The organism is Cohnella sp. GCM10027633, assembly GCF_042675445.1.
GTDB lineage: Bacteria > Bacillota > Bacilli > Paenibacillales > Paenibacillaceae > Cohnella.
Genome location: NZ_JBHTGV010000004.1, coordinates 38,970 through 60,103, shown reverse-complemented (window position 1 = coordinate 60,103; position 21,134 = coordinate 38,970). Strand labels below are relative to the sequence as shown.

Below are 21,134 nucleotides of genomic sequence, written 5' to 3'. Positions count from 1 at the left end.
GATTGATGAGGATCTATAGAAGAGTATTGTCCGTCTTGTTCATGTTATCGCTGCTATTCCCCGTAGCGACCGTCTCGGCGGAATTAAGCGAAGCCGAACCGCTAGTCGTGGTCGACAACAAGAAGATCAACTTCCTGCATCCCCCCGTATTGGTCAGAGGTACGCTACTTGTTCCATTGAGGGAACTATACGAGGCCGTCGGGGCTAAAGTTACGGAAGTGAAAAAGGCGAGCGTATATAAGGTCGTTAGAAACGCGCAACAGAGCGGCACGTATACGATCGGCAGCGTTACGCTGGTCACAGCCCGATATAAAGCAAAAATGTTGGAGCCCGCGCAGCTCATCGACGGCGTTGCGTATGTACCGATCCAGTCGTTCGTCAGCGTTATTCCCGCCATCGAGACAAGTTACGGTTATTCGAACTATTCGTTATCTACCTATCGCGAGGCCGAGGAGAAGGTCTATTATACGGATCTGAAAGGCAAAGCGCTTACCGAAGCCAAGATCAAGAAGATGGCCGCAACCGAGTACATGACGTTCAAGCAGAGGCTGACGGGATTTACGCTGGATTACCGTTTTCCATTCTACGAACTAACCAGCTCCCGGGTCATGAAGCAGAACGGCGCGTTGAAGAACGCGCAAGTCACCTTCCAGGGAAGCATCGTCCAAGGTCAAGCGATCGGTACCTACCATATCACGGTTCGCGACCAGAAAACCAAACAAGATGAGCTATACACGCCCCGCATGGCGTTAACGCTACCGTACAAGAACGGTAAAGTCGATTTCAACATCGACCAGGCGCTTAAACTGTACCGTACGAATCCCGCGTCCATTTCCGTCAACGATAAGCCGATTTCATTCCATAAGAAATTGATCATGGAATCCGACCATCTATTGTTGCCGCTATTGGAAGGCGCGCAACAAATAGGTTATCGGGTAGAGGAAGTCGAAGCGGGCAAAAGATACAAAGTGACGGGAGATTCGGTCAATACCTACGAACTGAACGTCGGAAAAAATACGTTGATTACGAGCTTCGGCGAGGAGATCAACATTAATTACTTCGTTCCGAACGTACGGGTCGTCGATAAAACCGTGATGATCCCTTTCGACTTCATTAGCTGGTTTACGGACAAAACGGTCGAGGGCGACTTCCCGAACTATCGGATGTATTCTTCGAGCTACGATTTCCATAACGAGATCAGAGATGAGCACGGGAATGCGGTGGAAGAGTTGTCGAGCGGACAACCCGGCTCGGAGGCATTCCACTCCCTGACCGGCTATGCCGTACCGGGCAAGGCATCGGATTATCGATTGGAACTGAACCGGTACTCCGAAGGAAACGAGGATTGGCTTACGCACGAGTCCGCTACTTACACGGGCCAAGTCATCGGAGGGTTCGCGTACGGAACGCTGACTTATACGTCGTCCGATCAATCTTGTTCGGGTTATTTCAAGTTGCCTATTCAATCGGGGAAAGTCGAACTGGACTTAGACGAAGTCAGACGCCTGTTCGGTCTATAAGTCCTCCAGCAATCGGCCGTCGTCGTGCCATTGCCCGTATAGCTTGCCTTCGCGGGTATTCTCGATGAACTTGTCCAACCGGGAACGGAACAGCGCCGCATCGCCGCGCACGGACTGAATATTGTCGATCCGGATTCTGACATAGAGCGGCGGCAACGCCTCGTAATGGCGATAGAGCGCTTCGTCCCGACGCAGCTCCGCCATGATATCTTCGTCGACGACGAAAGCTTCGGGACGCATGTCGGGCAGCGCCTTTCGGCCGGCTTCCGTCATGAGACCGAGTCGCTCCATCCGGCGGACGCGCTCCTTGTTCAGCTCCGTCCAATTGCTCTTCTTGCTTCGCGGAGAGTAGCGTTGGGCCGACCGCCCGTCGTCCGTCCGCTTGCGAGTGCTGTCGACCCAGCCGAAGCAGAGCGCTTCCTCTACGAAGTCCACGTAGCTTTCGGGCTGCTCCTTGCTCGAGATCAGCCATACATATTTCTCGGTCGCGTGGTTGTCGCTTAGCCAGTCGCGCCATTGCTGCCTTGTCGGCGTCTCTATCGTTCGATCGATAATCATGCGGTTCACCGGTCCTTTCTTTCATAAAAGCATTGTAACCTACTTTCGCTGACAACAGCATGTCAGCATTCCAACGGAGGCAGCCGGCATGGGGGCACTAGAGAACGTTCAACCCGTCATCCACATCGTCGGAGACATGCTCATGCAGACGGGCGCCGAGCTTGGACCGAGACGAATACCGGATTACGAGCTCGTCTTTTTTCCGGAAGGGACGGGAACGGTGTACGAGCTGGAAGGGAGCCCGATCGTGCTCGACAAGCCCGGCTTCCTGCTCACGCGTCCGAACGAGGAGCACCGCTACCTGTTCGATCCCGCGAAGAACGTCCGCCATCTGTTCGCGCACTTCGACTTCGCGGCGTTCGACGATCCGGATGGTCCGTACCGCGCTCTGCTTGCGCAAGGAGATTGGCTGCCCGTCGGAACGAGCCAGCTCGTCCCGGGCTTGATGAAGCAAATGCTCCGAATCGCCAGCGCGCAAGGCCCCCGGTGGAAGGAACGGATGACCGCGCTGCTGCTCGCGGCGATCGAGGAGCTGCAGGCGGCCGCGGACGGCACGGCGGGGGAGCCGTACCGGATCATGCCCGCCCAGATTACGCGCGCGATCGCGTACATGGAGGACCATCTCGCGGAGCCGATTACGATCGAGGAGATCGCCCGTCAATCCGGTTGGTCCCATGAGCATTTCACCCGGCTGTTCGTGTCCTGCGTCGGCCTGTCGCCGAAGCGGGCGCTGCTAGACCGCAGACTGCGCAAGGCCGAGCAGCTCATGATGACCGGCGCTTGGACGTTGAAGCAGATCGCGTACAAGGTCGGGTTCGGGGACGAACATCATTTTTCGAAAATGTACAAGAACGTCAGAGGAATGACCGCCACCGAATACATCGCCCGGTGCAAGGACCCGCTCTTCCGCCATACGGCGCCGGCCGCGGCGGACCCGGACACCCCTTACCCGCTTAATTGGTATATCGTCGTGAATTAACAGATCAAAAAAACACATCGGATGAAGGGTTCGTTCCATTGAGCTCCCGCGTCGTTCCGTTCACAATGGGAGTATAACAACCGACGGAGGGAACGCTCGAATGCAGATCGCATATCGTCCGAAGTCCACGCACCGGGAAGACAAATATCTGGTCAGCGTGAAGGAATACGCGCACTATCATCGCGATGGGTACCTCATCGTCAGAGGATTGGTATCAAAAGAAGACATCGCGTCTCTCTATGCGCTGGCGGAGGAGACACGGCTCGACGTGCTGAATAAAGCCAAGGCGAAGAGCGAGGCCGACGATGCGAACGTGCTGAAGGAAGAGTTCGCCGCCGCCACGCGCGTCCACATGCTGTCCCGGATCAACGAGTCGGCCGAGCGGGGCTTACTGAACCCTCGCATCCTCGACGTCGTCGAGGCGCTGGTCGGACCGGACGTATACGCCCTGCAGTCGATGATGTTCCTGAACCCGCCGGGCCGAGGCGGACAAGGCTGGCACCAGGATGCTTGCTATATCAAGACGCATCCGGATACCCTGATCGGCGCCTGGGTCGCGCTCGAGGAAGTCGACGAGGAGAACGGCTGCCTCTGGGTCGCGCCGGGCTCTAACCACGAGCCGGTATACCCGCCGGCGGAGTTCGGTAACGGCGGGGGCAACGTGCACGCGGTGGAGGCGTTCGCCGACCTGCACGACGTGCATAACGTCAGCCATATCGACGACGAAGTGAACACGCTGTCCAAGGTGGTGGCCAACTATCCGCCGCCGATCTCGGTGCCGCTCAGCCCGGGAGACGTCCTGTTCTTCCACTCGCACCTGTTCCATCGTTCGTATCCGAACCGGACGCAGGACCGGCACCGCCGATCGTACGTGCTCCATTATTGCAACGCCAGATCATGGGTGCCTTGGGATCATGACGGCTATGAAGGAGATTCGGGCAACTATCGCCAGATTCTCGCGCGCGGCCGCACCCATCAGCCCTACGCGGAGCCGGTGTTCGGCACGAAGGTGTACTTGCACGACGGGGACGAGAGCGCGGCGGACAGCGTTAGCATGATGGGCATGGACAACGGCATGATGATGCCGGTCGCGCAGAAGAAGGGATAACAGGCAGGCAGCAGAACAGGGCAGTCCCGGCGGGACTGCCCTGTCGCGCGTCTGTATCTCGAATTACGAATAAGCGCGAATCCGGTAATCGATATACTGCCTCGCGATGATCAAGTCCTGCAACGCGTCCTTCGCGTCGCTCGGCGCAGGACGGTCTCCGCGAACGGCCGCGAGGAAGTTCCGCGCCTGGTTGCGCATTGCGGACACGTTCGGCAACGACGGGGAGAACGTCGAAGGCTGCTCGATATCGTTGGCGTCCTTCGCGACTGTCACTACGCCGGCGCGCTGGCGCGCGAGCGGAGGCGGGAGGTCGACGCGCACGAAGCCGTGCGCGAAGGCGACGAGTATGCTCTCTTGCCAATCGAACGTATTATGATACGGCGCCATCTCCAGAGCGACGGTGACGCCGCCGTCGCTCTCGCCGGCGAGCAGCACGCCGGCACGGTCCGCGTACGTCACGCGGAAGCCGTCTCCGAGGAAGAACCGGATCGCGTTCACTTGATGGATGTAATAGTTGACGAACGTATCGAGCTCCTGCGTCCGCGCTTCCGAGTAGTCGGCCGGTCCGGCTTCCCGTTCGATCGGCGGTACCGGTTCGTCCGTCGAGATCGGCCGGTCCGCGTCGTTCCACCAATCTCCCGGAGGCATCGTCATCCGAATATAGCGAAGCTCCCCGAACTGTCCGGAAGCTTTCCATTCGTCGACGATCCGCTTCGCGTATTCCATCGCCGGATCCGAGCGCTTATGGTAGCCGACCATGTGCAGCGAGCCGTTCTCTTCGCCGATCCGCACGAGCTCCCGACCGGCTTCGACGGTGAGCGTCAGCGGCTTCTCGGTGAAGACGGGAACGCCCGCGCGCAGAATATCGGGAATGATCGCCATGTGATTGCGGTATTGCTGGGGAGCGACGATCGCGTCGATCTTCGCCCGTTCCAATAACTCCGAGTGGGAGCCGTACACTTCCGGCACGCCGTACCGGTCGGCGACGAGCCGGGCCATGCGAGGGCGGGGCTCCGCCAAGGCGACGACCTCGCATGCGTCGCCGAGCGTCGCGTAATTGCTCAAGTGCGCGATCTGGCCCATGCCGCCGACGCCTACGAATCCGATTCTAAGCTTAGCCATGTCTATTCTCCTCCGGTCCTAGATTCTCGAACAGATACAAGCCGTCCTTGCCCGGGGCGACGATGTCCGGGAACCCGTTCCCGTTCAAGTCCTGCACCCAGAAGTAGATGCCCGCGCCGGAAGCTTCGCCGGCGGCGCCGTAGTCGATAACGTGCTTCTCGAACGCGCCTCCGCGGATTTTGTAATAGTACAAGCCGATCGGGTCGTGGGCGCCGGGATCGCCGTCGTTATGGGCGCGGTAGCGCTTGCCGGTCACGAGCTCGGCTTCGCCGTCGCCGTCCAGGTCCGCGAGCCATAAGTCGTGGAACTGCGAGCCGCTGCCGTCAATCAGGTGCTTAATCCAGCTTCGCGTGCCGTCCTCGGCGATGCGCTGCTCGTACCAGTGCAAGCCGTAATCGTGCGCCTGGCCGACGATCAGATCGGTAAGGCCGTTGCCGGTCACGTCGAAGCCGAGCACCGGCACGCTGGCCGATCCGAGCGACCATTCGCGGTGGAACGTCCACGGTCCTTCGAACGGATCCTCCGGCTGCTCGAGCCAGCCGCCAGACAGAACGACGTCCATGCGCCCGTTGCCGTTCACGTCCGCGAAGCCCATGCCGTGCCCGCTGTTCTCCTCGCCGATGACGATCTTCCGGAACGTCGCCGTCCCCCGTCCTTCCGCATCACGAATCAGCTTGTAGAACGCTTGCGGCGCGCCGGGCGTGTTCGGGAAGATCTCCGGAACGCCGCACCCGTCGATGTCGAGGAACCGGATCGTCTCGATCGCGCCGCATTCGTCGATGTCGAACGTCTCCCAAGGCACGCCTTCCTTGCCGGGGTTCTTCCGCCAACGGAGCGTCGCTCCCCACCATGCGCCGGTGACGATATCCAGCCGGCCGTCGCCGTCGACGTCGATCGGATAATCCGAGAAGTCGTCGTGGTACCCGTCGATGGCCATGACGTCGCAGACGTCATGCTTAGTCGCGTAATCCGGCCCCTCGTACCAATACGCCCCGCTTACGATATCGGGAACGCCGTCCCCGTTCACGTCGAACACCGCGCAAGCCTCGTAGCGTTCGTCGGACAGCTTCCTTCTCGCGAACCGCGTCATTCGTATCCCTCTCCCCGTATTCCTTATTGAGTCTTGCAATCTAGCTCCGATCCCTAGTACAGTTAGAACAAAGATCAAAGCGTGCGATTTCCTTAAATTTATTCCATGGATACGGTTGCAACAATAATGCCGATTGCGCATCTCATTATCGATTATTGCGGAATTGCGGGGAGAGAATCGGATGACGGTATTCATCGGGGCACCGCGCATGACGGGGGGACAGGCGTTCCATCGGACGGAGAGCGAACCGTTCAGGTTCGACATGCACCGGCACGATCTGTTCGGCGAGCTGCTGCTCGTGGAGAAGGGAGCGGGCGTCTTCGACATCGGGGGAACGGCGGTCGAGGCTTCCGAGGGGACGCTGCTGTTCTACGAGAAGGGGACTTGGCACAAGGAAAAGTCGGTGAAGCATCCGTTCCAGGCGCTCTATATCAGCTTCGACCGGCTGCGCGTTCAAGGGCTGGGGGAAGACCGCTTCTTCATAGAAGGCGCGGTCACCGCTCTGAGGCTTGGCGAGCACTATCCGGCGATTCGCGCTTCGATGAGGGAATGCGTCGACGCCTTCTACGGCCCGGAGCCGGAAGCGCGCACGATCGCCGACCATCTGCTAGGCATTCTGTTCGCCAAGCTCGCGCGTATCGTCCATTACGCAGGGTCAAGCGCACCGCCGAGCCGCGCGATCGGGGACGCGGTGCTCGTCGCCCGCAGGCACATGGAGGAGCATTACCGCGACCCCATCACGCTCGAGCGGCTCGCCGAAGTCGCGTTCGTGAACAAATACCACTTGGCGCATTCGTTCAAGGAGCGGCTCGGCCAGAGTCCGATCCAGTTCCTCATCCGCTACCGGATGGAAGTCGCCTGCCACTACCTCCGGGAGACGGACCGTCCGATCGCCGCGATCGCGGAGGCGGTCGGCTACCAGAGCGAGCCGTCGTTCTTCCACGCCTTCCGCAAGGCGGTGGGCATGACGCCGAGGCAGTATCGGGAGGGCGGGGACGAATCGCGTTAACGGTACGGATCGAAACTCGCTTAAAGAAACTCACTTATACATGAAATATCACATATATTTAGCCGAGATTCGGATTATTAAGGCATTCTATATGAAAATTCGAATTTATTAAGCGTGCGCTTACGGATTATGAGAAATATATATGATTAATCAAGCACATTGGACCAATAGCTCGATTACCGGCGAATTCTATTCGAATAATCGAATATATGCGCATGTTGCACGCACAGCTGCTGCGCACAGCTGCTACGCACAGATGTTGCGCGAAAAGAACAAGCCTCCAATCCTTAGCCGGAATGGAGGCTTGTTCTATACCGAAGGCTTACGCCTCCATCTTCTGAGCCGAATGCAGCTTGTAATACCGACCGCGGCGCGCCATGAGCTCGTCGTGCGAGCCGCTCTCGGCGATGCCCTTGTCCGCGACGTACATGATGCGGTCGCAGTTCTTCACCGTCGACAGGCGGTGGGCGATGATGAACGAGGTGCGGCCTTTCAGCAGCTCGTTCAAGCCCTTCTGCAGCAGCCGCTCCGTCTGCGCGTCGATGGATGAAGTGGCTTCGTCCAAGATCAAGATGCGCGGGTCGGCGAGCAGCGTGCGGGCGAACGAGATGAGCTGCCGCTGCCCTTGGGACAGCTTCGAGCCGCGCTCGTTGACCTCGGTCAGGTAGCCCTTCTCGAACTCGCGGATGAAGTCGTCCGCGCACACCGTCTTGGCGGCCGCGATGATCTCTTCCTCGGTCGCGTCGAGCTTGCCGTAGCGGATATTGTCCATGATCGTGCCGGAGAAGATGAAGCTGTCCTGCAGCATGATGCCCATCTGGCTGCGCAGCGACTTCAGCTTGACCTCGCCGATGTCGTGACCGTCGATCAGCAGCTTGCCCCCGGTAATATTGTAAAAGCGCGAGATCAGATTGACGACCGTCGTCTTGCCGGCGCCCGTCGGACCGACGAGGGCGACGCTCTCTCCCGGCCGGATGTCGAAGCTCAGGTTCTCGAGAATGTTCACGCCGGGATCGTAGGCGAACGTGACGTTATCGAACGTCACCCTGCCCTTGATCGGCGGCAGCTCGCGCGCGTTCGGCGCGTCGCTGACGGTCACCGGCTCGTCGAGCGTCTCGAAGATGCGCTCCAGGTAGGCGACGGCGTTAATGAAGCTGTTGTAGATGTTCGACAGGTTCAGGATCGGCTGCCAGAAGCGCCAAGCGTAACCGCCCATGGCGAGAATGACGCCGAAGGTCGCCGCGCCCGGCTCGAGCGTCAGCAGGCCGACGAGATAGATCGCCGTCGCGACGACCGTCGCCAGGTTGTCGACGGTGAACGGGACGAGGAAGTTGAGGTACATCGTCCTCATCCATTCCTTGCGGTAGTTCGTCGCGAGGCGCGTGAACGTCGCTTCGTTATGCTGCTCGCGGGTGAAGATCTGCGTGACGCGAATGCCGCTGATGCTCTCCTGCGTGTACGCGTTCAGGTTGGAGCTCTTGTTGGACACCGTCTGCCATGCCCGGCGCTGTTTGTTCTTGATGAGCAGCATGATGGCGATGAACACCGGCAGCCCCGCGAGAATGACGAGCGACAGCTGCACGTTGACCGCGAACATGAAGATCGCGATGAACACCAGGTTCAGAATTTCCAAGATGAAGTTGATGATGCCGTTGGACAGCACGTCCGACACGGAGTTGACGTAGTTGACGACGCGGATCAGAATCTTGCCCTGCGGGCGGTCGTCGTAATATTGGAACGGCAGCTCTTGCAAGTGCTTGAACAGATCCGTCCGAATTTCGAAAATAATGTCCTGGCCGACCCGCGTCATGATGCGCGAGCGGATCGTGGCCAGCACGACGCTGACGACGATGGTCGCGAGCGTAAGCGCGGACCACCAGACGAGCGCCGTCTTGTCCTTGGCCGGAATGGTCACGTCGATGACGTGCGCCAGGATGAGCGGAGCGGAGAGCCCGATGCCCGCCGACAGGGCGCTCAGCACGAGCGCGACGATCATCGGCGTCTTCTGCCGCTTGATGTATACGAGAGCGCGTTTGAAATGCCGGATGTCGAAGGGGGCTTCCAAACTCTCGTCGATGTCGAATTTATTCCTTGCCATGCGCGGTCGCCTGCCTTCCGATGCCTTCGTTCTGCAGCATGAATACGTCGTAATAGTAGCCGCGCGCGGCTAACAGCTCGGCATGGGTGCCTTGTTCGATAATGCGGCCGCCCTCGAGGATAAGAATGCGGTCGGCATTCGCCGTCGTCGATACGCGCTGGGCGATAATGATCTTCGTACATGGGTAATCGAGCTCGTTCAAGCTGCGCTGGATGTGCTCTTCCGTCTCGAGGTCGACGGCGGACGTCGTATCGTCGAGGATGAGAATCGGCGGCTGCACGGCCATGGCGCGGGCGAGCGCGATGCGCTGCTTCTGCCCTCCGGACAGGCCGACGCCGCGTTCGCCCACGATCGTGTCGTAGCCGTCCGGCATCTTGCGGATGAAGTCGTGCGCGGCCGCCTTCTTGGCGTGCTTCACGACGTCTTCTTCCGGCATGTCCGGATCGCCGTAGGCGATGTTGCCGTCGATCGTGTCGGAGAACAGCAGCACGTCCTGCGTCGCGATGCCGATATTGCCGCGGAGCTCGTCGAGCTCCAGCTTCCGCACGTCGGTGCCGTCGACGAGCACGCGGCCTTTCGCCACGTCGTAGAAGCGCGGAATCAAGTTGATGAGCGAAGTCTTGCCCGAGCCGGTCGCGCCCATGATGGCGATCGTTTCCCCGGGAGCGATGGAGAAGTCGATATCGTGGAGCACCATTGCGTTGTCGTACTTGAAGCTCACGTTCTCGAACCGGATGCGTCCGTCGTAACGCCGTTTAGCGACCATTTGATGTTTGTTGGCGATATCGGGCTGCGAGTAATAGACTTCGATGATCTTGTTCAAGCTCGCGAAAAACCGCTGCAGGTCGTTGACGATGATGCCGATGTTGCGCATCGGGTTCGCCAAGCCCCAGACGAGCGCGGAGAACGCGGAGAATTCCCCGAACGTGATCTGCCCGTCCATGACGAGCAAGCCGCCCGCCAGCATGAGGATGACGCTGAACGCTTGGGAGAACGTCTCCAGATACGGGAAGTAGTCGAGCCATACGAGCGCGGCCCTCTTGTTCGCCTGCGCGTAATTGACGTTCTTCTCGGTGAACTTCCGAACTTCGAACTCTTCGCGCGCGAACGCCTTGACGACGCGATTGCCCGCGATGTTCTCCTGCGTCGTCGTGTTCAACTGCGAGAGCCGTTCCCGGAGGTCGATGTACATCGGGCGAACGCGCCGGGCGAATACGAACGCGACGATGAATATGGGAGGCGCCAGTATGAGCAGCCATAGCGTCAGCTCGACGTCGATATAGAAGAAGTACGCGACCGCCGCCGCGAATACGGTGAGCGACTCGATGATCGTTTTGATGATCCACGCGAGGGAGTGCCGCACCATGTCCAAGTCGCCGGTCATCTTGGTCATCAGATCCCCGGTCCGGTTGCGGTCGTAGTACCTCATGTCTTGGCCTTGAATCTTGTTGTACAGGTAAATCCGCACGCGGAACAGCAAGTTCTGCGAAGCGCGTTCGTACATCAGGGTCGTGAAGTAAGCGAGCCCCGTCCGCAGCAAGGTAAAGCCGAGCATGCCGATGCATAGGAGGATCAACAGCGACTTCTCTTCCTTCAGATTGCCGATCGCGTCGTCGCCCGCGATGAACGTATCGACGATGCGCTGGCTGATGTACGGGTTGATGATCGTAAGCGCGGAGCCTACGACGGACAGGAACAACGCGACGACGTATCGCGTACGGTCTCCGAGCAGATTGTGCCATAACCACTTCAGTTGAAACATGTAATCACCGGCTTCTGTAGGTTTCTAGATACGTAGGGTAAAAACTATGGAAATTATAACACTTATGAATTTGAAAACTAGTGTGGTTCTTGTCATTTTATAATCCAATCTTTCGCTCCTTTCAGAGCAAGGACGACCATCTTAGGCGCTGTCGTTTATTTATTTCCCCTCTGTGTTTGCTGGAAGATAAGAAATATGTGTGAATAGACGGCATATATTAGCCGTTTCTATGTCCCTTATTTTCCATATGGTGCAAGAGGAGGGACAAACGATGGGGAAAAAAGCTGAAAACAAGCGATGTGCTAGTTGCAAGGATAGGCATTGCGAATGCGATAAGAGTGCATGTTCTCATTGCGGCGGAAAGCATTGCATCTGCGTAAAAGTACGATGCGTTCATTGTGACGGTAAACATTGCGAATGCGAAAAAAAGCGATGCGTTCATTGTCATGAAGAGCAATGCAAATGCGGAAAAGAACGATGCGCTCATTGTCATGATGAGCAATGCAAATGCGATAAAGAACGATGCTCTCATTGTAAGGAGAAGCCTTGCAAGTGCATTGAAGTCATCGTGAAATCAGAACGAGGCGCTACCGGAAAAACCGGTCCGAAGGGAGCCAAAGGCGCAAAGGGTAAGAGAGGAGAAAGAGGCAAAAGAGGCAAGCAAGGTGCGACGGGAGCCAGAGGCGCAACCGGCGCGCCTGGAGCTGCGGGTACAACTGGCGGCACGGGCGCGACAGGCGCAACGGGCTTAGCCGGCGATGCGGGCGCAACGGGAGCAACGGGTGTAACGGGAGCAACGGGTGCTGGCGATACGGGTGCAACAGGCGTAACAGGCGTAACAGGCGTAACAGGCGTAACAGGCGTAACAGGCGTAACGGGCGTAACGGGCGTAACAGGCGCGACTGGTGCAACGGGTACTGGTGTTACGGGTGCTACAGGAGCTACAGGAGCTACAGGAGCTACTGGCGCGACGGGCGCAACCGGTGACGCGGGTGCCACAGGCGCAACGGGAGAAACCGGTGATGCAGGTGCCACAGGCGCAACGGGAGCAACGGGAGCAACAGGCGCAACCGGTGACACGGGTGCCACAGGCGCAACGGGAGCAACGGGAGCAACCGGTGACGCGGGTGCCACGGGTGCCACGGGTGCCACGGGAGCCACGGGAGCAACGGGAGCAACCGGTGACACGGGTGCCACAGGCGCAACGGGAGCAACGGGAGCAACAGGCGCAACCGGTGACACGGGTGCCACAGGCGCAACGGGAGCAACGGGCGCAACCGGTGACACGGGTGCTACAGGCGCAACGGGAGCAACGGGAGCAACCGGTGACGCGGGTGCCACGGGAGCCACGGGAGCAACAGGCGCAACCGGTGACGCGGGTGCCACGGGAGCAACGGGCGCAACCGGTGACACGGGTGCCACGGGTGCCACGGGAGCCACGGGAGCAACGGGCGCAACCGGTGACACGGGTGCCACAGGCGCAACGGGAGCAACGGGAGCAACAGGCGCAACCGGTGACACGGGTGCCACAGGCGCAACGGGAGCAACGGGAGCAACCGGTGATGCAGGTGCCACAGGCGCAACGGGAGCAACGGGAGCAACCGGTGACACGGGTGCCACAGGCGCAACGGGAGCAACGGGAGCAACCGGTGACGCGGGTGCCACGGGAGCCACGGGAGCAACGGGCGCAACCGGTGACGCGGGTGCCACAGGAGCAACGGGCGCAACCGGTGCCACGGGTGCCACGGGAGCAACCGGTGATGCAGGTGCCACAGGCGCAACGGGAGCAACAGGCGCAACCGGTGACACGGGTGCAACAGGAGCTACAGGCGCGACAGGCGCAACCGGTGACGCGGGTGCCACGGGAGCAACGGGAGCCACGGGAGCAACCGGTGATGCAGGTGCCACAGGCGCAACGGGAGCAACAGGCGCAACCGGTGACACGGGTGCAACAGGAGCTACAGGCGCGACAGGTGCAACCGGTGACGCGGGAGCCACGGGAGCAACCGGTGATGCAGGTGCCACAGGCGCAACGGGAGCCACGGGAGCAACAGGCGGGGGGCTAGCCCAATACGGTTACATTTACAATTTAAGCGCCCAAGTCGTAGCGATAGAGGCTCCTATCTTATTTGATTCAACGGGTGTAGCTACAACCGGAATCACCCATGCTCCAGGTAGCTCAACGATTTCGGTTACCGATGCGGGCGATTATGAGGTTACTTTCTCCGTTTCCGGCGTGGAACCTAGCCAATTTACGTTATTTTTGAACGGCGCTCCGATAACCAATACCGTATACGGTTCAGGCGCCGGCACGCAGCAGAACAACGGGCAAGCGATAATTACCTTGGCGGCGGGCGATGCGCTTACTTTGGTTAACCATTCTTCGGCGGCCGCGGTTACTCTTCAGACTCTTGCCGGCGGCACGCAAGCAAACGTTAACGCTTCTATCGTTATCAAAAAATTAAACTAGCATAGAACCCATGGATTAAATAGGAAAACTCAAGTCGCGCGCGACTTGAGTTTTTCGTACTTCTATAGGCGATAAGATTAAGCCGTTAACTTGATTATTCTAAGCGGCGCGCTCGCGATCGGCTGATCACGGCCAACCCGGACGTCGCCGCGGCAAGGATGCCGCCCGCGTTGACGGAGCCGGGTTGATCGAATCGGTTGAAGAGAAAGCGGAGCCGCGGGCTCCGCCTTATCTCTTCCTTCCGTATTGCTTCGAATAACGCGAGATTCGCTTATACAGGCTCCGATAGCCTAGTCGCCTCAGCGGATAGTATTGGGGTCTGGTGTTCACCTCGAGAATCCACGATCGGCCCGTTCCGTCCAGCGCGACGTCGAGGCCGAGCTCCTTGAAGCCGGAGATGCGCCGGTCGAACAGCCGGCCGACCGATCTGCCGAGCCGCTTCAGCTCGGCTTCCTTCTTGTCGATGCGCCCGTTGCCGTAACCCGCGCCCCGAAGCGTCGAACGGAGACGCCCGATCTTGCCGCCTTGGTTATAGTTCGTCGCGATCTTGCCCGGCCGGCCGATCTTCGCGAACATCGCGGTGCTAACCCAATCTCCCTCGTTCGACTTCTGCACCATGACGCGAATATCGAAAGGCCGGCCTCCCGTCTTGGCCAGACGGATGCCCTTCTGGAGCAAGTAGGAGCGGCCGCCTGCGCGATTGCCGAGCCGAGCGTATAGCGAGTCGAAGCTCCCGTAATACGACTTGGTCGCGTTGTGACGGAGCTGATAGCCGCCGTCCGCGAGCGTCTTGATGCGATAGATGCGGAATCCGCCGGATCCCCCGGTCGGCTTGAAGAAAACGGTGGAATAGCGGTTCAGCATCGTCCGCAGATTGCTCCGCGTGAATAGCTTCGTCCGCGGTACGAACTTGCTCGTATAGGCGTTACGGAGCAACCACTTGGTTTTGGTCCACTTGCTCTTGACCGAAGTGCTCTTGTACTTCGTGTTCGGCATCCGCGATTCCCCCTCATCGCTAGATTATTGCCGGGGATCGCGGCCCGCTCGTGCGATCGTCTAGCCTGACGCGGATTTGGACGCTAGCCCGGTCAGCTCGGCCCGGTGCGTATAGGCAAGCAACGCGAAGCTTCCGGCCCACGTCCATAGCACGGGCTCCGCGAACCCGCGCAGCGCCAAGTAGCCCCCGACGAGGAGCATGCCGAAGACGACCTGCAGCGCGTCCGTTCGCGCGGACGAACGCCATCGGCTGCTCGCAACCCGGCGCGAGAGCGTCATGGCGGCCATCACGATGGCGTAGGCGAGGGAAGCCTCGAACGAGGTGAGCGCGCTCCAGACGCCGAAGGAGACCGCGATCGCCTTGCCTCCCTTGCCCTTCAGGAAAGGCGAGAACGCGTGTCCCGCGATCGCCGCCAGCGCGATCGGCGCGAGCGCGTACCCGTCGACGTCTTGGAGGGCGAGCAGGACGGGGACGTAGCCCTTCAGGAAATCGAGCGCGATGCCGAGCAAGCCGAACTTCATCCCGGACGTCTTCCACAGGTTGATCGCCCCGGGGTTGCCGTCTCCGACGGACGTAATGTTGCGGCGAAGCAGCCGGCCGATCCAATAGGAGAACATGAAGGAGCCGCTCAGGAACGCTCCGGCGGCGTACAAGGCGACGATCATCGCTCTCGGTTGCCTCCTCCTACCTCGATGTGCCTTCCTTTCCAGACGACGCGCCTCAGCACGAGCACTTGGAATAACGAGACGAGCATGACGGCGACGAAGAACAGCGAGGATAGCGCGTGCAGCAGGGGGATGGCGAGACCGAACCTGCCGACGGAGCGGGCGAAATAAGCAAGCTGCAGCGTGCAGAGCGCGTAAGCGGCGAATAGCGGCCACGACCATGCGTAAGCGAGCGCGAAGAGGGCGAACTCGCTTGCGAGCAGGCCGACCGTCCAGACCGCCGTCGGCAGCACCGTCCATGGGCTAAGGGTCGACGTGCTTAGAGCGGCTCCCTTGCTGAAGCCTTCCACCTCGCTGCGAATGCCGTGCGGGTACATGCGGAACGAGACGAGTCCGCCGCCGAGATAATTGGATACGGGAACGCCGGCTTCCATGAACCGCGAGCCGAGGAACAGATCGTCGAGCACCTCGGACTTGACGCTCGCGTGCCCGTTCACGTTGTCGTAGTCGGCTCGGGACGCGACGATGCATGCGCCGTAGAGCCCCTTGCGGGCGTTCGTCCGCTCGAACGGGGAAGTGAACGCGAACGCGCCGAGCACGTTCGTGATCATAGAGAGCTTCTCGTAGAACCGAACCGGGCGATGATAGGGGACGACCGAGACGACGCCATGGCAGGCGTCCCTTGCCCGTACGAGCGAAGCTAGCGCGCCCGGCTCGAGCCGGACGTCGGCATCGAGGAACACGAGAACGTCTCCCGTCGACGCGGCGTAGCCGTTCCACACGGCCCAGTTCTTGCCCGTCCAATCGGGCGGAGGGGGACTGCCCGCGATAACCGTCGCGCCGTAACGCTCGGCGATTTGTCTCGTCCGGTCCTCGGAGCAATCGTCGACGACGATGACCTCGGTCGGCCGAAGCGTCTGCGCGGCCAGCGATTCCAGCAGATGGGGCAGATTGACTTCCTCGTTCCGAGCCGGAACGATGACCGTCAGCGTTCGCGCCTCCGAACCGGGCGAGGGGGAAGCCGGGGGCAACGTCTTGTTCCGGAACAGCAGGAAGCCGCATAGGCAGCCGCAGACGACGACGATCAGGATGACGATTCCCATATCAATCGCTCCTTTGCTTGTATGGCTATATATATGACGGGAATGCGCAAACAAGCTGAGGATCGTGATGATTTTCGCGTAGCGGGAGAGGCTGGAATCGGGGATATGCAACAAGTTCGACCGCGGGAGGACGAATCCCTCTAAGCCGACCGGACCGTTCGGGACCCGGGCCAGGACTCTCGACTGTCTCGCGCGAAAATGGTAACATTTGAGATTGATAGGTAGCGTCTAAAAGGAGGTATTATTATGGAAACGAACAAACCGGCAACGATTACGATCGAAGCGCTCATTCACGCACCGGCGGACAAAGTATGGAGGATCTGGACGGAGCCGCAGCACATCACGAAGTGGAACCAAGCTTCCGACGATTGGCATGCGCCCCGCGCCGAGAACGACCTGAGACCGGGCGGCGCGTTCACGACGAGAATGGAAGCGAAGGACGGCAGCTTCGGCTTCGACTTCGGCGGCATCTACGACGAGGTCGTCGAGAACGAGCTGATTACGTATACGCTCGGAGACGGCCGAAAGGTGAAGATCGTATTCGCCTCCCAAGGCAACGACACGAAGGTGGTCGAATCGTTCGACGCGGATGCCACGCATTCCGCCGAGATGCAGCAAGCCGGTTGGCAGGCGATCTTGAACAATTTCAAGAGGTACGCGGAGTCGGTATAACGAGGTTCGATCCATAGTCGATTAATAGAAGAAGCGCATGCCGCGAGGGCATGCGCTTTTTTATATGCCGCTGTTTACCCGGTCGACAATAATTACCATAATTCGGCAATTCTATTTTATCCCTCCGAATCGAATCTTCTACCTTACCGTTTCGTCCGATATGACCCATTATAATGTTTGAAAGCGTTTTATACATTTTATGCCATTAAAAATAGCACGGTGGTGATCGATGCGCGATGGCGCGTGGAGGATGATCGAACGTTACTCGCTAGCCCCATTCTATCGAAAGAGGTGAAGCTATTGAACTTATCGTTAATGAAGAAATACGCCTCGTCGCTTCCGGTCTATCTCGTGCTTGCCCTGCTAACCGGTCTATTCGGATTCGCGTCCGGCGCAAGCGCCGACGACGAGCCCGTTCGAACGGGGCCGGCGAATTTGCGCATCGCGCAGGACGAGAACGGCGTAGACCAGATCACGCACAACACGGTCAAGATCGCATGGGATCTGATCGGCGACGAGACGAACAACAACGACATCGACATCTGGAACGCGGACACGAACGCGTGGATGACCTGGGGAGACCGCGGCAAGCAGACGATCGGCGGATTGACGCCGGAGACGACTTACCGCGTCTATCTTACTTGGTTCGCGGATCGGCCGTCGCTCGCCTATAAGAGCAACGTGCTGGAATTCACGACGAAGGCGGATACGAGCGCATACCCGGAGCCCCCGCTCGTGCCGCCCGGCCATCTGCGCACGACGGCCGTAACCGAATCCGGCATCACGCTCGCTTGGTCGGGAACGCCGGGGGCGAACGGTTACGACCTGTATGTCAACGGAGGATGGAAGGGGGGCATATGGGACGGCTCGAACACCGTAACGTACGCGTTGCCGGAAGACGCGAGCGTCACGGGCGCCGTCTATAAGTTCGAGGTAGCGGCGCAGAACTTGCCGAAGACGTCGGCGAGCAGCAACGCCGTTACGATCACATGGGGCGAGCTCGCCGCGCCGCGAGACGTGCAGGCGATTACCGCGACCCGGACGGCAGTGTCGCTCGGCTGGGCGGAGACGCCGGGAGCGACGGGGTACGACGTCTACGCGGACGGCGCGCTGCTCGGGTCCAGCGCGGCGAATCGGTATGTCGCGACGGGGCTGCAGGAAGGGCATGCCTACGCGTTCAAGGTCGTCGCGAAGAACGCGCTCTGGCGATCCGCGGACAGCGCGTCCGCGACGGTTACGCCGGGGGCCGACTATAGCCTCGTGACCTACTACGCGCTCTGGTCGGCCAGCGAGACCGGACGCGACTTCAAGCCGTCGGACGTGGACGTTTCTCAAGTGACGCATATTAATCTCGCATTCTCCGATCTGTGCTGGAGAGGGTTCGGATCGGGCGCGGCGGCGTGCCAGAACGCCGCGGTTCCGTTACAGCAAGACTACGTCTTCGACGGCGAGATGATCGTAGGCGATCCGACGGCCGACTTGGCGCTCTTCTCGCAATGGGCGGCGATTCGCGACGCGAATCCGCACTTGAAGCTGCTCGTCTCCGTCGGCGGTTGGTCTTGGTCCAACAACTTCTCGCATATGGCGAGAACCGAGGAGACGAGGCGCGCGTTCGCGAATTCCGTCGTCGAATTCCTGCGGGCGTACGAATTGGACGGCATCGACATCGACTGGGAATACCCGGTGGAAGGCGGGGAGGAAGATAACTCGCGCGGCCCGGAAGACCGGGACAACTTCGTGCTGCTGACGAACGCCGTCAGGGAAGCGCTGGATGCAGCGGGTTCGGTGGACGGCAAGTACTATTTGCAGACGATCGCTTCGTCGCAGGGGGATAACTTCGTCGCGAACGCGAACTTGGCGGAGTCTTCGAAGGCTCTCGACTTCATTAATATTATGACCTACGATTACAGCGGCAGTTGGGAGGCGCTGGCGCATCACAACTCTCCGCTCTACTACGACAAGAACCATCCGCAGGCGACGGCGCCGCGGAATCACGCGCTCGGAGGCGTCATGGGAGAATTGAACGGCGGCGTGCCGGGCTACAAGATCAATATAGGCATTCCGTTCTACGGCAAGGGCTGGACCGGCTGCGCGGCGGACGGCCAGTATCAAGCGTGCCCGAGCGCGGCGTTCGGCACGTGGGAGAACGGGGTATTCGATTACGCCGACATAAAGGACCATTATGTGAATCAGGGCGGGTACGCGTCGCATTGGAACAACGCATCCAAGGCCGCCTATCTGTATAATCCCGACACCGGGGTATTCATTACGTATAACGATGAGCGGTCGATGATGTACATCGCCTCCCTCGTGAAGTCTCTCGATCTGTCGGGCGCGATGAGCTGGGAGATTAGCGGCGATCGCAACAGGACGCTAACGACGCGGCTGGCGAACGACTTGCCGATCGGAGGAACGCCTAACGCCTCGGCGCTCGCGGCGCCGTCGGGCTTGCAAGTCGTATCTACCGGCGTTAGCGCCATCGAAGCGCGATGGAACGCGTCCGCGCGGGCGACCGGCTATGAAGTGTATATCGGGAAGACGCTGGCGGGAACGACGTCCGATACGCGATTTACCCTAACCGGACTCGCGCCGGATACGAACTACGTCGTCGAAGTGCTCGCGGTCGAGCGGGAAGGCGAGACGCTTCGCAACGTATCGGCGTTCGGCAACGCGCTGGCCGTCAAGACGGACCCTACGCCGACTCCGTACGTGCCGTACTTGCCGCCTGCGTCGCCGGCGAAGGCCGGGCTGGAGACGCGAACCGCGAAGCAAGGAGATAAGCTGACCGTCGATATACCGACGGATCCGGCCTTGAAGGCGATCGCGGCTTCCTCGTCGACGGCCATCGAGATCGTCGTGGAAGGCGAAGCGTCCCAGATCGAGATCGTCGTGCCGAAGGAAGTCGCGGCGGCCGTCTCGGGCAACTCGGGCAAGGATCGCGCCGCGACGCTCGTCGTCCGATGGAACGGCATCGCGTTCGAGATTCCCGCCGCGGCGTTGCCGGCCGGCGCGGACGTACGCATATCCGTCGGGGTGCCGGGACAGGATGCTTCTGACGCTTGGAAGAAGCTGACGGAAGCCGGGGGCTTCGCGCCGATCGTATTCCCGCTCGACTTCAAGCTGGAGAGCAAGCAAGCGGACGGTACGTACGCGGAAGTCGAAGATGTCGGAGACCGCTTCCTGACGCGGTCGTTCAAGCTTAAATCTTCGGATGTCGATAAGGGCCATACGGCGGGCGTCGTATACGTGCGGGAATCGAACGAGCTGAGACCCGTTCCCGCGACGTTCGCGGATAACGGCGACGGAACGGTGACCGCCAAGTTGATGCGGAAGGGCAATAGCGTCTATGGTCTCGTGAAGACGAGCGCCTCCTTCGGCGACGCTTTGCCGGACTGGGCGAAGACGCTCGTCGAGCTCGCGGCCGCGAAGCTGATCGCGGAGCCGGAACAAGACGGCACGTTCGGAGGCTCCCGCGAGCTGACCCGGGCGGAAGTCGCGTCCCTGATCGTCAGGGCGTTCGGCATCTTGCCCGAGCCGTCGGCGGCAGGTTCCGCGTTCGCCGACGTCGAAGCCGATTCCGCGCATGCCGGCGACATCGCGGCGGCGAAGAAGGCGGGACTCGTGAACGGCAGAGGGGACGGCATTTTCGATCCGGACGCGTTCGTCAGCCGGCAGGAATTCGCCGTCATTCTGGCTAAGGCGCTCGCCTATGCGGGCGAGACGAAGCAGGCGAATGTTGCCGCGTTGGATCGCTACTCGGATAACGCTGCGGTGTCAGAATACGCAAGGGCATCGTTTGCGCTCCTGGTCGAACGCGGCATCTTGTCCGGCGTATCGGCCGATCGGCTCGCTCCGCAAGCGAACGTCTCCAAGTCGCAAGCGGTCGTACTTGTCATGAGGCTGTTGAAGGAAGCCGGATTATCGAATTAACGACGACGTTTCGATGGGGCACGAGATGAACGGAGCAAGAGACGATTTCTA

14 protein-coding genes and 1 pseudogene are annotated in these 21,134 nt (G+C 60.0%); 7 read left to right on the top strand and 8 right to left on the bottom strand.

What is annotated here, in order from left to right; genetic code table 11:
- Positions 1 to 5: 5 nt before the first annotated feature.
- Positions 6 to 1,520 (top strand): stalk domain-containing protein, encoded by a 1,515-nt coding sequence (locus tag ACFQZG_RS11865; protein ID WP_378152671.1) that lies wholly within the window; start codon positions 6 to 8, stop codon positions 1,518 to 1,520.
- On the opposite strand, the gene ACFQZG_RS11860 is transcribed toward ACFQZG_RS11865, so the two are convergent.
- Positions 1,515 to 2,078 carry a YdeI/OmpD-associated family protein gene (locus ACFQZG_RS11860; RefSeq protein ID WP_378152670.1) on the bottom strand — a complete coding sequence of 188 codons (564 nt, stop codon included), beginning with the start codon at positions 2,076 to 2,078 and terminating at the stop codon, positions 1,515 to 1,517. The genes ACFQZG_RS11865 and ACFQZG_RS11860 overlap by 6 nt on opposite strands.
- Before the next feature lie 88 nt (positions 2,079 to 2,166).
- Here ACFQZG_RS11860 and ACFQZG_RS11855 point away from each other — a divergent pair, with 88 nt between their 5' ends.
- Both ACFQZG_RS11855 and ACFQZG_RS11850 read left to right on the top strand, forming a co-directional pair.
- A complete protein-coding gene (locus tag ACFQZG_RS11855) occupies positions 2,167 to 3,057 on the top strand; it encodes an AraC family transcriptional regulator (protein WP_378152668.1) in 891 nt (296 codons plus the stop codon).
- Positions 3,058 to 3,157: 100 nt separating this feature from the next.
- Positions 3,158 to 4,165 (top strand): phytanoyl-CoA dioxygenase family protein, encoded by a 1,008-nt coding sequence (locus tag ACFQZG_RS11850; RefSeq protein ID WP_378152666.1) that lies wholly within the window; start codon positions 3,158 to 3,160, stop codon positions 4,163 to 4,165.
- A 63-nt stretch (positions 4,166 to 4,228) separates the two neighbouring features.
- Here ACFQZG_RS11850 and ACFQZG_RS11845 read toward each other — a convergent pair whose 3' ends face one another.
- Both ACFQZG_RS11845 and ACFQZG_RS11840 read right to left on the bottom strand, forming a co-directional pair.
- Positions 4,229 to 5,287 (bottom strand): Gfo/Idh/MocA family protein, encoded by a 1,059-nt coding sequence (locus ACFQZG_RS11845; RefSeq protein ID WP_378152664.1) that lies wholly within the window; start codon positions 5,285 to 5,287, stop codon positions 4,229 to 4,231.
- The gene (locus tag ACFQZG_RS11840) at positions 5,280 to 6,377 is read right to left on the bottom strand and encodes an FG-GAP repeat domain-containing protein (protein WP_378152662.1); all 1,098 of its coding nucleotides are present in this window, start codon (positions 6,375 to 6,377) and stop codon (positions 5,280 to 5,282) included. The genes ACFQZG_RS11845 and ACFQZG_RS11840 overlap by 8 nt, the downstream gene beginning before the upstream one ends.
- Before the next feature lie 181 nt (positions 6,378 to 6,558).
- Between ACFQZG_RS11840 and ACFQZG_RS11835 the strand changes: the two genes are divergently transcribed.
- Positions 6,559 to 7,386: a helix-turn-helix domain-containing protein gene (locus tag ACFQZG_RS11835; protein ID WP_378152660.1), complete on the top strand. Its 828-nt coding sequence runs from the start codon at positions 6,559 to 6,561 to the stop codon at positions 7,384 to 7,386.
- A 322-nt stretch (positions 7,387 to 7,708) separates the two neighbouring features.
- Here ACFQZG_RS11835 and ACFQZG_RS11830 read toward each other — a convergent pair whose 3' ends face one another.
- Complete coding sequence (locus tag ACFQZG_RS11830) at positions 7,709 to 9,484, bottom strand: ABC transporter ATP-binding protein (protein WP_378152658.1); 1,776 nt, start codon at positions 9,482 to 9,484, stop codon at positions 7,709 to 7,711.
- Positions 9,471 to 11,246, bottom strand: a complete 1,776-nt coding sequence (locus ACFQZG_RS11825) for an ABC transporter ATP-binding protein (RefSeq protein ID WP_378152656.1) — start codon at positions 11,244 to 11,246, stop codon at positions 9,471 to 9,473. The genes ACFQZG_RS11830 and ACFQZG_RS11825 overlap by 14 nt, the downstream gene beginning before the upstream one ends.
- 568 nt (positions 11,247 to 11,814) lie before the next feature.
- Here ACFQZG_RS11825 and ACFQZG_RS11820 point away from each other — a divergent pair.
- Positions 11,815 to 13,716: pseudogene (locus ACFQZG_RS11820) on the top strand (collagen-like protein); the annotation flags it as partial.
- Between the two features lie 228 nt (positions 13,717 to 13,944).
- Here ACFQZG_RS11820 and ACFQZG_RS11815 read toward each other — a convergent pair.
- Genes ACFQZG_RS11815 through ACFQZG_RS11805 form a run of 3 tightly spaced genes read right to left on the bottom strand, consistent with a single transcriptional unit; the run spans position 13,945 to position 16,481 of the window.
- Complete coding sequence (locus ACFQZG_RS11815; protein WP_378152652.1) at positions 13,945 to 14,712, bottom strand: YheC/YheD family protein; 768 nt, start codon at positions 14,710 to 14,712, stop codon at positions 13,945 to 13,947.
- A 60-nt stretch (positions 14,713 to 14,772) separates the two neighbouring features.
- The gene (locus tag ACFQZG_RS11810; protein WP_378152650.1) at positions 14,773 to 15,378 is read right to left on the bottom strand and encodes a glycerol-3-phosphate acyltransferase; all 606 of its coding nucleotides are present in this window, start codon (positions 15,376 to 15,378) and stop codon (positions 14,773 to 14,775) included.
- Positions 15,375 to 16,481, bottom strand: a complete 1,107-nt coding sequence (locus ACFQZG_RS11805; protein ID WP_378152648.1) for a glycosyltransferase family 2 protein — start codon at positions 16,479 to 16,481, stop codon at positions 15,375 to 15,377. Before ACFQZG_RS11805 ends, ACFQZG_RS11810 begins: the two co-directional genes overlap by 4 nt.
- 246 nt (positions 16,482 to 16,727) lie before the next feature.
- On the opposite strand from ACFQZG_RS11805, the gene ACFQZG_RS11800 reads away from it, so the two are divergent.
- Positions 16,728 to 17,153 carry an SRPBCC family protein gene (locus ACFQZG_RS11800; RefSeq protein WP_378152646.1) on the top strand — a complete coding sequence of 142 codons (426 nt, stop codon included), beginning with the start codon at positions 16,728 to 16,730 and terminating at the stop codon, positions 17,151 to 17,153.
- Positions 17,154 to 17,453: 300 nt separating this feature from the next.
- Positions 17,454 to 21,083 carry a glycosyl hydrolase family 18 protein gene (locus ACFQZG_RS11795; RefSeq protein WP_378152644.1) on the top strand — a complete coding sequence of 1,210 codons (3,630 nt, stop codon included), beginning with the start codon at positions 17,454 to 17,456 and terminating at the stop codon, positions 21,081 to 21,083.
- The last annotated feature ends 51 nt before the right edge of the window (positions 21,084 to 21,134 follow it).